This is a genomic window from Balneicella halophila (assembly GCF_003096835.1).
In the GTDB taxonomy this organism is placed as follows: domain Bacteria; phylum Bacteroidota; class Bacteroidia; order Bacteroidales; family Balneicellaceae; genus Balneicella; species Balneicella halophila.
Window position 1 is genome coordinate 1,039,514 of the sequence record NZ_QENZ01000003.1, and the last position, 11,997, is coordinate 1,051,510.

The following is an 11,997-nucleotide window of genomic DNA, read 5'->3' on the forward strand; positions in this document are numbered from 1 at the left end:
TTCTTTTAAATATATTAAATAAATGATTTAACTTTATGTAGGAACAAAAGTACTGATTTTTCTATAATTTGCAAATGTTTTATTAAAAATATGCAAACGTTAAAGTGAGCTGATATTCAGTTGGTTATATGTGCTTATTTGTATGTTCTTTAGCAGTTTTTAGTTTGTCTGATAAGTTTCTAATTAAAAATGAAATAAAACTCATAAAATCTACTTTTTTAAACTATAGAATTTCCCCGGATGTGCCAGTATTAAATCCTTAAATTCTAGTTGAGTAATGACAGGAAGTAACTCACTTGTAGAAGTCTGAAGTTCGGAACAAATGGCATCTAAGCTCATTTTTCCCTTCTGTTGCAAGAGTGAAGTGATTTTTTGTTCTACAATAGAGAGGTCAAATAATAAATTTTGTTGGATTGGCTTTCCTTTTGCCTCCCAGCCAAGTGCATAAGCTATATCGTCAACATTTTCTATCAATGCAGCGATTTGTTTTTTTATAAGCGCATTGCAGCCTTTTGAATTTTCACTATAAATGCTTCCCGGAACTGTTAATACATCACGGTTGTATGAATTTGCAAGATATGCAGTTGCCATAGCACCGCCTTTTTCTTTAGATTCTACCACAAGTGTTGCGTCAGCAATGGTCGCAACAATGGTATTTCGTTCTATAAAATTCTGGGGAACTACTTTAGTTTTACTGCTATATTGAGTCACTAGTGCTCCTTGCTCATTAATGATACGTTTAGCGATACTTCGATGTATTGCTGGATAAAGCATCTGCATCCCATGTCCTAATACAGCTACTGTGGGTAAATGATGAAAAAGAGCAGCTTTATGAGCAGTAATGTCGATACCGTAAGCAAGACCGCTAACAATAAGTGTATCTGGGAAGGAACGAGCAATTTCTTTTACCAGCATTTTAGTGGTATCTATTCCTTGTTGCGAAGGCTGTCGAGTACCTACGATACTAATTGCTCGCAGTGGATTGAGATTTGTTTTCCCCTTTTGATATAGAATAATCGGTGCCCCTTTGCATTCTATCAATCGAGAAGGGTAATCTTTATTTTTAAAATAAAGTGGAGTAATATCATTCTTGTGAATAAAATTGAGTTCCTGCTCTGCTAAATACAGAGCTTCGTCTTTGGATTTTCTGCTTAATATTTTCTTAAAATGTACATTCGATAAATTGAACTCCTTTACATCAGTAATAAAGAGTGCCTTTGCATCTCCTTCAGTAAGTTCTAAGAGTTTTTTAGCCGTAGATAAACCAACGCCTTTTAGTTGGGAAAGTGCAATAGCATAAAGCATAAGAGCAAAAAATAAGTTTAGTTTGTCTAAAATAAGAAAAATAGCAATATAATAGTATTTTGTTCACATTTATTGTAGATAATATTTGTTTTTTTATCTTTGAAAATACGAATAAACCATTAAGTTTTTTTGCCTACTGTATTTCAGTAGCAAAATATGATAGAAAATAGGAAATATGAATGAAAATATGGAATCAGCTAAGCAATCTATCCGAGATGTGCTAGACTTTCCTAAAAAAGGAATTGTGTTTAAAGATATTACGACACTTCTAAAAGAACACAAACACCTAGCTACAGTAGCTGATCACATTTATGATTATTATAAAGACAAAGGAATTACTAAAGTAGTTGGCTTAGAAAGTAGAGGTTTTATCTTAGGAGGACTTTTTGCCTATAAGCTTGATGCTGGATTTGTTCCAATACGTAAGCCGGGGAAATTACCTTATGGTGTATTTTCTGAGAAATATACTTTAGAATATGGTTTCGATGAAATTCAAATTCATAAAGATGCTTTGAATAATGAGGATATAGTTTTGTTGCATGACGACCTACTTGCTACAGGAGGTACAGCTGCAGCTTCTATTGATTTAATTAACAACTTTAATGTTCAAGAAACCTATGTAAATTTTTTGATAGAACTTGATTTTTTGAACGGAAGAGACCGTCTTCCTCAAAATCATGAAATCTATTCTCTATTTCATTTTTAAAAATCAATTTTTACGTTCAATACATTTATTAACCCTTTGAGTATCTGAAACTGAGAGGGTAATAATCAACTATAACAAATACTACAACAATGGAAAACAGATTGGTAAATTTATTTGAAAAAGCGATGAAAGAATGTTGGGATTCGCCAATGTTCTCTGATTATAAAGGAAAAGATTTTAAAGGTAAGGATGTAGCCACTACAATTAATGGACTGCACGATTTATTTCGATCTTTAAATATTGAAAAAGGAGAGAAAATTGCACTTTTGGGGCGCAACTCCTCACAATGGGCAACTTCTTATCTCGCAGTTATGACCTATGGTGCCGTAGTGGTGCCTATATTACCTGATTTTAGCAAAGAGGAAGTCTTGCATATATTAGAACATTCTGACTCAGTCTTGCTAATTTCAAATGATAAATTGTATGAAAACCTTGGAGAAGTTACCATTGAGAATTTTAAAGGAGTTTATAGTGTAAATGATTTTTCACTTCTTCAGGGAGATGAGGCGAAAAAGTTTACCCTAAGTAACAGCTTTGCAAAAGAAGATATTCATTATAATCCACTTCCAGAAAAAGAGCTAGCTGTGATTTCGTATACTTCAGGAACAAGTGGTTTTTCTAAAGGAGTAATGCTTACAGCACAAAATCTGCATTCTAATGTTGAATATGCATTTGATCGAATGCCTTTAGATAAAGGTGAAAAATTGGTCTCTCTATTACCGCTCGCCCATGCTTTTGGATGTGCTTTTGAATTTTTATGGCCATTTTGTAGAGGAATACATGTTTATTATCTTGAGAAAATACCGTCTCCAAGCCTTTTAGTGCAAGCTTATAAAGAAGTGAAACCAAGTCTTATCTTTATGGTTCCTCTTGTTTTGGAAAAGATTTACAAAAAGAACTTGAAGCCGTTGCTTGAGACTAATAAAATGAAATTTTTGTTAAGTATTCCATTAATTAATAAAATTATTTATAAGAAAATCAATCAAAAACTTTCTGATGTTTTTGGAGGAAACTTCAAAGAAGTTGTTGTTGGAGGCGCTGCACTAAACCCTGAAGTCGAAGAATTATTGAAGAAAATAAAATTCCCGTTCACTGTGGGGTATGGACTTACAGAATGTGCGCCATTAATCAGCTATAGTCCTTGGAAACAATTTAAATCTCAATCCTGTGGTCAAGTAGTTGATCGCATGGAGTTAAAATTGGATGAAGAGAAAGGAAGAGAAAAGGGGGTAGGCGAAATATTAACAAGGGGAGATAATGTTATGTTGGGATATTACAAAAAACCTGAAGAAAGAGAAAGCGTTTTAGAAGACGGTAAATGGCTACGTACTGGTGATCTTGGAGAGATTGATGAGGATGGTTTCCTTTACATAAGAGGACGTAGCAAGAATATGATTTTAGGTCCATCTGGACAAAATATATATCCTGAAGAAATAGAAGCAGAAATCAATAACATTCCGATGATTGTGGAAAACGTGGTCGTGACCGATAGCAAACACCGCATGATAGCCTTGGTTTATTTAGATGAAGAATATTGCAAAGTAAAAGGATGGGATGAAATGAAGATGTTTGAAAAGTTAGAGGATAAACGTAAAAAGTTAAATAAGACGTTACCGTCATATAAGCAAATCTACAAGATGGAAAGAGTGAATGAAGAGTTTAAAAAGACACCTAAGCAAAGTATAAAACGTTATCTCTACAGTGATTATAAAGAAAAGGAGTAGTTATTGTTCATGCAATCATAAATATATTTTGTAGAAAGATATAGCATAATTTAAGGACGAGAGTGCTAATTAAAGAAACTCTTTTCCTTCGTTTTTAAACTATTCTTAATGTAGTATTTCCTCCCGATGCGCTAAATCTTGTTATCTTTGGTCTCTCAAAAGATAAAAGTATGAAGAAACCTTTGATATTAATTACGAATGATGATGGGTACACAGCGCCGGGTATTACACTTTTAGCTGAGATAGCACAAGAATTTGGAGATGTCGTAGTGATTGCCCCTGATGGTCCGCAGTCAGGACAGTCAAGTGCACTTACGGTAACTGTTCCTTTGAGAGTTATATTAAAAGATAGTAGACCGGGCTATAAATTGTATAAAACCAATGGTAAACCTGCTGATTGTATTAAGGTTGGATTAAATAAAATATTAGGACAAAAACCAGATTTAATTTTATCTGGGATTAATCATGGCTCCAATGCTTCGTTGAATGTCATCTATTCCGGGACTATGGGTGCTGCTTTAGAAGGTGCTATAGTTGGCATTCCTGCTATCGGTTTTTCAATTACCACCCATAGCTGGGAAGCTGATTTCACAGAAGGAATTCCCTACATAAAAAAGATTATTGAAGAAGTTGTAGAGAATAGCTTGCCTGAAGGAGTTTGTTTGAATGTAAATTTACCGGAAAATGATATCTCCGGTATTAAAGTTTGTCGTCAGTCAAGAGGAATTTGGCATAAAGAATTTATTGAGAATATAGACCCTAGAGGTCAAGAATATTTTTGGCTTACAGGAAAATATTTAAATACTGAGCCAGAATCAACTGATACTGATATTTGGGCTTTAGATAATGGTTATGTTTCTATAGTTCCTACTCGCTGTGATTTAACAGATTATGCATATTTAGAGGAATTGAATAAAAACTATGAGAATGAAGGCTAAATACGATAAGATGTTTTTAGGACTACTCGCCGGTGTTTTTGCACCTACGCTTGTGTTTTTTATCGTATATATTGTGAAGTATATGGGTACTTATAGTTTGCAAACTATTCTTTCACAAATCCAAACTTTAGAGCTAACTTCAAAAATAATAGCACTTTGTGTGTTTTTGGCTAACCTTTTGGTTTTTTACTTAATGTACAGACTTCGTTGGGATAAGTTTTGCAAAGGTGTTTTGCTAGCAACATTCATCTATGCTTTTTTAGTGATTAGTATTAAATACTTTTAAGGAATAATGAAATATTATATCATAGCCGGAGAAGCCTCAGGTGATCTGCATGCTTCAAATTTAGTGAAAGCGCTGAACGAAAAAGATGCTAACGCTACTTTTAGAGGTTGGGGTGGAGATTTAATGCAAGCCGAAGGTGTCCAGCTAGTTAAGCATTATAAGGATACCGCCTATATGGGGTTTTTGACAGTTGCTATGCATTTGCCAGCTATTGCTAGAAATATAAAGCAATGTAAAGAGGATATTTTAAGATATGAACCAGATGTTTTAATTCTGGTAGACTATGCCGGATTTAACTTACGCATTGCTAAATTCGCTAAACGACACAATTTAAAAGTATGTTATTATATCGCTCCAAAGGTTTGGGCGTGGAAAGAAAGTCGTATCAAAAAATTGAGAAGATATGTGGATTATTTGTATTGCATTCTTCCTTTCGAAGAAGACTATTTTCGCTCACACGGTATCAAAACATTTTATGCAGGAAATCCACTTCTTGATGCCATAGCTTCGAGACCCAATAAAGATGAAACAAAAGGAGAGTTCAGAGACACCTTTGGCTTAGATAAACGTGAAATTATTGCGCTGTTACCGGGTAGTCGCAAGCAAGAAATAGATGCAATGTTACCCAAAATGTTACAGGCTTCAAAGTCATTTACGAACTACCAATTTATTTTGGCAGGAGCACCGGGACTAACTGATGACTTTTATGAGAAATACGTTAAAAGTTATCAAGTCAAGATTGTTCGAGATGTTACATATCGTTTATTATCACAAAGTAAAGGAGCCTTAGTTGCTTCAGGAACAGCAACACTGGAAACTGCATTATTAAATGTGCCCCAAGTCGTCTGTTATAATGCTAAAGGAGGAAAAATAGCCTATGCATTTGGGAAATGGCTCATTCAGACTGATTATATTTCTTTAGTTAATTTAATCCTGCAAAAAGAGGCAGTAAAAGAGCTGATTATTACCTACTTCACTACAGAAAATCTTATTAAAGAATTACGTAAAGTTTTAGAAGGAAAAGAACGGATTAAGATTTTAGAAGATTATAAGATTTTACACGAGAAAATGGGCAAACCTGGAGTCTCAAAACGCTGTGCTACACAGTTACTTAAAGATATAAAAAAGTAATTTTTCTGTTGTTGTTAAAGACCATTTTCACTATTTAACCGCTTCCAACCGATGAGTTTATCTGTTTGCAGGCGTTCATCTTTATAATAGATAAATATATAATAATCATTTTCTGTTTCACTGTAGTTTCCTAATAGATTTATTTGTTTACCAGTACTGTCTTTTGTCACGAATGTATAATTATAAACCCCTTGTTTAAGGAATAACCCCACATGGTAAAGCCTTAGCTCTCCATCATAAATTAATTCACTTGTCTCATCTGCTTTCCATTGATTAAAACGACCGACTACATATGCTTTATTTGGTAACTCTTCACTAATCAGTGTAAAATGCACCCAAACATAATCGGCCTCAATGTTAGTCTCGTAGGTATTTTCAGCTTGTATTGCATAATTCCCATTCATATCTTTTGAATAGAAATAATTGTTTGAAGCTGTTTTGTTTGGATAGAGATAGCAGTGGGTAACTCCCTCATCATCTTGTTCTAATGTACGGATGGTATGTGATGTTTGTAAAATATTGGATGTGTCGAAGAAAGGAAATTCATAATTTCCATTGAAAAGACCGCGATTATCAATATAATTAAATTTGAGTTTGTTGTTTTGAATAAAAAGAGGCTTGAATGTTTGCTGGCTTTCCCAACGATAGTTTTGCAAGATGAGGGCTGTTACATTCGTTCTAGGATATGGAAATGTTGTTTTATCATATTCAACTTCAAATTTTATACGCTGATGCGTATTATGCATCAAGTTATTGGTTGCTTTTTCAATAGCTCCTTTAATATCGACTAGAGACTCAGCATATACAAATCGGAGCTGAAGCCACGGTATTTCAGGATTGTCCTCAGGGAATATTTGAATGATATAATTTCCAGACAGTTTCAGCTGTTCTTTCTCGATAATAGCGGTGTAGTGCGTATACAGTTGCTGAGAAGCCAAAGAGAGTTCATAATTCTCAATATAAAATTCATTAAAACTATTCACTAAATAGTCATTGCTCTGTATTTTAGATTTTTCCCAATTCACGTCACAATGAATGAGACGGTAGGCAAGTGCTGGTTGCGAATCACCCATAAGGTCAAAAGTAAGCTGTAACGATGAACTGTTTTCAGAATGGAGTATCGGATAGCCTAAATCATATCCTTGTGGAGAAAATTGTATACTTCTGATATCTTCTTTATACAATTTATCATCTAAAACTTGTCCATTTAGAATACTGGTATTTAGAATAATTATAAATAAAAGAAGTAAGTAATGTTTCATAATCATTTAGCTGAAAGTTTTCATGCTTTTACTACAAAAATAATCAAAATGCTACTATATTTGTGGCAGTTTTTCAAAATAACATAAATCTTAAGCATGGCCAAAGTTTATAGAATTAAGCAAGGTCTTGACATAAAGCTAAAGGGAAAAGCAGAATCTATAATTAAACAAGAGCACGCTAATCCTAATGAATATGCTTTAAAACCTACAGATTTTGCAGGTTTGACTCCTAAACTTACAGTGAGAGAAGGAGATACTGTCAAGGCAGGAACACCTTTGTTTTATGACAAATACCACCCCGAGGTGAAATACGTTTCTCCTGTAAGTGGTGTTGTCAAAGAAGTAAGAAGGGGAGAGAGGAGACGTATTTTGGAAGTTGTTGTATCTAAAAATGAGGGTGCAATAGAATACGAAACATTTGATGCTAATGAAAATGCATCTATTGATGAAATCAAAAAAGTGATGTTAGAAGCAGGGATCTTTCCTGCTATCAAACAAAGACCTTATGACATCGTAGCGGATCCACATACTAAGCCAAAGGCTGTTTTTGTATCTGCTTTTGATACAGCTCCATTAGCTGTTGACTATGATTTTGTAATCAATAGAAATTTAGATGCATTTCATGCAGGTTTGCGTATTTTGAGCAAATTTGCTCCACTGTACCTAAATGTAGGACCTACTTCTAGTCGAAAAATTTATGAAGGAAGCAAAGAAGCTAAAGTTAGTATCTTTAGGGGTCCTCATCCAGCAAGTAATGTTGGAACACAAATTAATAAATTGAATCCAATAAATAAGGATGAAGTAGTTTGGACAATAGCACCTCAAGATATCATTATCCTTGGAAGATTATTTGAAGAAAAAAAGTATGACGCTCGCATATTAACAGCTGTCTGTGGTTCTGAAATAATTAACCCACTATATGTGGAGCTACCTAAAGGCTTTGCAGTTAAGGAAGTATTGTGTGGAAATTTGAAGGATGATAATACCATTCGTATTATTTCTGGTAATGTTCTTACTGGAACTAAGATTGAAGAAACAGGATATTTAGGTTTCTATTCTAGTCAGATTACAGTCATTCCAGAAGGTGATGAGTATGAATTCTTAGGTTGGGCAAAACCAGGTTTTGGTAAGATGTCAGTCTCTAGAACCTTCTTCTCATGGTTGAATATGAATAAAAAATATGAACTTTCATCGAACTTGCATGGTGAGGAGAGAGCGTTTGTAATGACAGATGAGTATGACAAAGTATTCCCAATGGATATATTACCGGTGCAATTATTAAAGGCTATTCTTGCAAAAGATATAGATAAGATGGAGCAACTTGGTATCTATGAAGTAGCACCTGAAGATTTTGCCTTGTGTGAGTTTGTATGTACCTCTAAGATAGAATCACAGCGTATTGTGAGAGAGGGATTAAATTATTTGAAAACAGAATTGAGTTAATAGTTTGGATATGAAAGGACTAAGAAAATTTTTAGATAAGCAAAAGCCTGCATTCGAGAAAGGTGGAAAGCTTTCCATGCTAGGCTCAACTTTTAGAGCATTTGATACATTCCTTTTTGTGCCAGATGAGACGGCTCCAAAGCGAGGAACTCAAATTCGTGATGCTATCGATTTGAAGAGAACAATGTCAGTGGTAGTTATTGCGTTAATACCTGCTTTGTTATTTGGTATGTACAACGTTGGATACCAACACTTCAAATCTATTGGAGAATTAGCAAACCAAGAATTCTTTGACATCTTTCTTTTTGGATTGTGGAAAGTGCTACCTATTATAGTAGTATCTTATGTGGTAGGCTTAGGTATCGAGTTTGCTTTTGCACAGATGAGAGGGCACGAAGTTAACGAAGGATATTTAGTTTCCGGAATGTTGATTCCTTTAATCATGCCAGTTGAAGCACCGCTTTGGATGGTAGCTATCTCAGTAGCATTTGCAGTAGTTATTGGTAAAGAGGTATTTGGTGGAACTGGGATGAATATTTGGAATCCAGCTTTAGTAGCAAGAGCATTTTTTTTCTTTGCTTACCCTAAGGAAATGTCAGGTAGCGAAGTGTGGATAGCAGATAAAGCTGATGCCTATTCTGGAGCTACACCTCTAGCCGATGCAGCAACATTGGTTAATGCAGCTCCTAATGAAACGGGAAGCATATTAGGCAATATGGCATCATCATGGGAAATGTTTACAGGTTTTATACCCGGTTCTATCGGAGAAACATCTGTGATTGCCATCTTGATTGGTGCTGCAATACTCTTATTTACTGGTGTAGGTAGCTGGAGAATTATGTTATCTACAGTGGTTGGTGCAGTAGTTATGGGATTAATTTTTAATTTCTTCGGAGGTAATGCTTATATGACTGAAATACCTTATTGGCAACACTTAATTATGGGTGGCTTTGCTTTTGGTACGGTATTCATGGCAACCGACCCGGTTACTGCAGCCCAAACACGAAAAGGGAAGTATATTTATGGATTCCTTATTGGAATGTTTGCAATACTAATTCGCGTAGTTAACGGTGGTTTCCCTGAATCAATGATGCTCTCTATATTGATGATGAACACATTTGCACCATTGATTGATCATTATATAATCCAAGGAAATATTAAAAGAAGATTGAAACGTGCTAAAGCAACTAATGCAATAGCTTAAAACTGAATTGATAATGAACAGAAACAGTAATATATATTCGATACTCTACGCTTCTATCATGGTCATTTTGGTAGCAGGCGTATTAGCGGGAGTATCTCTATTATTAAAAGACAGACAAAATGCCAATGTAGAAGCTGAAAAGATGCAAAGTATCTTGAAAGCTGCAAACGTAGAGACAACCCGAGATGAAGCAAGAAAGCTTTATGATGAATACTTTAGCGAAACTTTTGTAGTTAATAACCAAGGTGAACCAATCACAGGCATTGATGCTTTTAAAGTAAATATGAGTAATGAAATAAAAGTACAACCTAATGAGCGAAAGTTACCGGTTTATGTGTTCCATGGTAAAGAAGAAGGAAAAAAATATGTAGTACCGATTTACGGTGCTGGTATGTGGGGACCTATTTGGGGATTCCTTGCTATTGATGAAAATAAAAGCACGATTTACGGTGCTACATTCGATCATGCAAGTGAAACACCAGGTCTAGGTGCTGAGATAGCCACCGAGTGGTTTCAAGAACAATTCAAAGGAAAAGAAATCTTTGATGAAAATGGGAACTTCCAGTCAATTACTCTTGTAAAAGGTGGAGCTGATGCTTCTAACAAACATGGTGTTGATGCTGTATCTGGGGGTACTGTGACTTCAAGAGGTCTTACAGAAACTTTGCGTAAGTGTCTTGGCGACTATGAGCAATTTTTAAAAAGTGAAAAAACAGAATAACTATGAGTATATTTTCTGCAAATAATATGAAATTAATAACCAATCCACTGGGTAGGCAAAATCCTATCACATTACAGGTATTGGGTATTTGTTCTGCATTAGCTGTAACTTCTAAAGTGAAGCCAGCTTTTGTAATGACACTTTCAGTAATGGCAGTATTAGCATTTGCTAACGTGATTGTTTCGCTATTACGAAATACGATACCAAGTCGAATAAGAATCATTGTTCAGCTGGTAGTCGTAGCATCTTTAGTTATTTTGGTTGACCAAGTCCTTAAAGCTTATGTTTATGATGTGAGTAAGCAATTATCAGTTTTCGTAGGTTTGATTATTACTAACTGTATTATTATGGGGCGTTTGGAGGCATTTGCTTTAGGTAATAAACCTGGACCTGCTTTCTTAGACGGTATCGGTAATGCACTCGGATATGGTTGGATTCTAATTGTAGTGGCTATTGTGCGAGAGTTTTTTGGCTCTGGCAGTCTATGGGGCTACAAATTAATACCAGAATCATTCTACGAAGCAGGATATATGGATAATGGTTTGATGATATTACCTCCAATGGCTCTTTTCATTGTAGGAATTATTATTTGGGTACAGCGTACTAAGGATAAAGAATTAATTGAAGAATAGGAGGAATAGATATGGATATGTTAGAAAATTTATTGAGCATTTTTGTTAAGTCTATTTTCGTTGAAAATATGGTGTTTGCCTATTTCTTCGGAATGTGTTCTTACTTAGCTGTATCAAAAACAGTAAAAACATCGGCAGGTCTAGGAGCTGCTGTAATATTTGTATTAGCGATAACAGTACCGGTTAACTATTTGTTGAATGAATTTGTTTTAAAGCCAGGAGCTTTAGAGTGGATGGGAGCTGATTATGCCAATGTAGATTTGAGTTTCTTGAGCTTTATTATCTTTATTGCTGTGATCGCATCAATGGTTCAGTTAGTTGAGATGATCGTTGAGAAATTTGCACCCACTTTATATGCACAGTTGGGAATCTTCTTGCCATTGATTGCTGTAAACTGTGCAATATTAGGGGCATCATTATTTATGCAACAGCGTGATTATGCTAATATAGGAGAAGCTACAGTATTCGGAGTTGGTTCTGGTATTGGCTGGTTTTTAGCTATTGTAGGGATTGCTGCCATTCGTGAGAAAATCAAATATTCTAATGTACCTGCTCCATTACGAGGCTTAGGAATTACATTTATCATCACAGGTTTGATGGGGATAGCCTTCATGAGTTTTGCAGGTGTTAGTTTATAAAATAGGA

Annotated in this window: 12 protein-coding genes; 10 read left to right on the forward strand and 2 right to left on the reverse strand. The window is 34.9% G+C overall.

Annotated elements, in window-relative coordinates; genetic code table 11:
* Window positions 1-210 precede the first annotated feature (210 nt).
* On the reverse strand, window positions 211-1,305 hold the full coding sequence (gene dprA, locus C7377_RS04660) for a DNA-processing protein DprA (protein ID WP_116496141.1): 1,095 nt from the start codon (window positions 1,303-1,305) through the stop codon (window positions 211-213).
* 175 nt (window positions 1,306-1,480) lie between these two features.
* On the opposite strand from dprA, the gene C7377_RS04665 reads away from it, so the two are divergent.
* The 5 genes from C7377_RS04665 to lpxB all read left to right on the forward strand — a co-directional run bounded on the left by C7377_RS04665 (window position 1,481) and on the right by lpxB (window position 6,090).
* A complete protein-coding gene (locus C7377_RS04665) occupies window positions 1,481-2,011 on the forward strand; it encodes an adenine phosphoribosyltransferase (protein ID WP_116496142.1) in 531 nt (176 codons plus the stop codon).
* Window positions 2,012-2,100: 89 nt separating this feature from the next.
* Window positions 2,101-3,735 (forward strand): AMP-binding protein, encoded by a 1,635-nt coding sequence (locus C7377_RS04670; protein WP_116496143.1) that lies wholly within the window; start codon window positions 2,101-2,103, stop codon window positions 3,733-3,735.
* Between the two features lie 170 nt (window positions 3,736-3,905).
* The gene (gene surE / locus C7377_RS04675) at window positions 3,906-4,673 is read left to right on the forward strand and encodes a 5'/3'-nucleotidase SurE (protein ID WP_116496144.1); all 768 of its coding nucleotides are present in this window, start codon (window positions 3,906-3,908) and stop codon (window positions 4,671-4,673) included.
* On the forward strand, window positions 4,657-4,959 hold the full coding sequence (locus C7377_RS04680) for a hypothetical protein (protein WP_133241461.1): 303 nt from the start codon (window positions 4,657-4,659) through the stop codon (window positions 4,957-4,959). The genes surE and C7377_RS04680 overlap by 17 nt, the downstream gene beginning before the upstream one ends.
* 6 nt (window positions 4,960-4,965) lie before the next feature.
* A complete protein-coding gene (lpxB, locus tag C7377_RS04685) occupies window positions 4,966-6,090 on the forward strand; it encodes a lipid-A-disaccharide synthase (RefSeq protein ID WP_116496146.1) in 1,125 nt (374 codons plus the stop codon).
* A 14-nt stretch (window positions 6,091-6,104) separates the two neighbouring features.
* Here lpxB and C7377_RS04690 read toward each other — a convergent pair whose 3' ends face one another.
* On the reverse strand, window positions 6,105-7,352 hold the full coding sequence (locus C7377_RS04690) for a type IX secretion system plug protein (protein ID WP_165806845.1): 1,248 nt from the start codon (window positions 7,350-7,352) through the stop codon (window positions 6,105-6,107).
* A 96-nt stretch (window positions 7,353-7,448) separates the two neighbouring features.
* Here C7377_RS04690 and C7377_RS04695 point away from each other — a divergent pair, with 96 nt between their 5' ends.
* From C7377_RS04695 to nqrE, 5 genes are read left to right on the forward strand one after another with little or no spacing between them, the layout of a single operon-like run.
* Window positions 7,449-8,795, forward strand: coding sequence for a Na(+)-translocating NADH-quinone reductase subunit A (locus C7377_RS04695; protein ID WP_116496148.1), 1,347 nt, complete (start codon window positions 7,449-7,451; stop codon window positions 8,793-8,795).
* A gap of 10 nt (window positions 8,796-8,805) precedes the next feature.
* On the forward strand, window positions 8,806-9,999 hold the full coding sequence (locus C7377_RS04700; protein ID WP_116496149.1) for an NADH:ubiquinone reductase (Na(+)-transporting) subunit B: 1,194 nt from the start codon (window positions 8,806-8,808) through the stop codon (window positions 9,997-9,999).
* A 13-nt stretch (window positions 10,000-10,012) separates the two neighbouring features.
* Window positions 10,013-10,720 carry an NADH:ubiquinone reductase (Na(+)-transporting) subunit C gene (gene nqrC / locus C7377_RS04705; RefSeq protein ID WP_116496150.1) on the forward strand — a complete coding sequence of 236 codons (708 nt, stop codon included), beginning with the start codon at window positions 10,013-10,015 and terminating at the stop codon, window positions 10,718-10,720.
* Window positions 10,721-10,722: 2 nt separating this feature from the next.
* Window positions 10,723-11,352: an NADH:ubiquinone reductase (Na(+)-transporting) subunit D gene (locus tag C7377_RS04710; RefSeq protein ID WP_116496151.1), complete on the forward strand. Its 630-nt coding sequence runs from the start codon at window positions 10,723-10,725 to the stop codon at window positions 11,350-11,352.
* A gap of 17 nt (window positions 11,353-11,369) precedes the next feature.
* Complete coding sequence (gene nqrE / locus C7377_RS04715; protein ID WP_116496230.1) at window positions 11,370-11,990, forward strand: NADH:ubiquinone reductase (Na(+)-transporting) subunit E; 621 nt, start codon at window positions 11,370-11,372, stop codon at window positions 11,988-11,990.
* The last annotated feature ends 7 nt before the right edge of the window (window positions 11,991-11,997 follow it).

Bases quoted from the DNA above. Each gene is read 5' to 3' on its own strand.
- C7377_RS04690 (WP_165806845.1), bottom strand. From the start codon at position 7,352: ATGAAACATTACTTACTTCTTTTATTTATAATTATTCTAAATACCAGT.
- dprA (WP_116496141.1), bottom strand. From the start codon at position 1,305: ATGCTTTATGCTATTGCACTTTCCCAACTAAAAGGCGTTGGTTTATCT.
- surE (WP_116496144.1), top strand. From the start codon at position 3,906: ATGAAGAAACCTTTGATATTAATTACGAATGATGATGGGTACACAGCG.
- C7377_RS04665 (WP_116496142.1), top strand. From the start codon at position 1,481: ATGAATGAAAATATGGAATCAGCTAAGCAATCTATCCGAGATGTGCTA.
- C7377_RS04695 (WP_116496148.1), top strand. From the start codon at position 7,449: ATGGCCAAAGTTTATAGAATTAAGCAAGGTCTTGACATAAAGCTAAAG.
- C7377_RS04670 (WP_116496143.1), top strand. From the start codon at position 2,101: ATGGAAAACAGATTGGTAAATTTATTTGAAAAAGCGATGAAAGAATGT.
- C7377_RS04700 (WP_116496149.1), top strand. From the start codon at position 8,806: ATGAAAGGACTAAGAAAATTTTTAGATAAGCAAAAGCCTGCATTCGAG.
- lpxB (WP_116496146.1), top strand. From the start codon at position 4,966: ATGAAATATTATATCATAGCCGGAGAAGCCTCAGGTGATCTGCATGCT.
- nqrE (WP_116496230.1), top strand. From the start codon at position 11,370: ATGTTAGAAAATTTATTGAGCATTTTTGTTAAGTCTATTTTCGTTGAA.
- C7377_RS04680 (WP_133241461.1), top strand. From the start codon at position 4,657: ATGAGAATGAAGGCTAAATACGATAAGATGTTTTTAGGACTACTCGCC.
- nqrC (WP_116496150.1), top strand. From the start codon at position 10,013: ATGAACAGAAACAGTAATATATATTCGATACTCTACGCTTCTATCATG.
- C7377_RS04710 (WP_116496151.1), top strand. From the start codon at position 10,723: ATGAGTATATTTTCTGCAAATAATATGAAATTAATAACCAATCCACTG.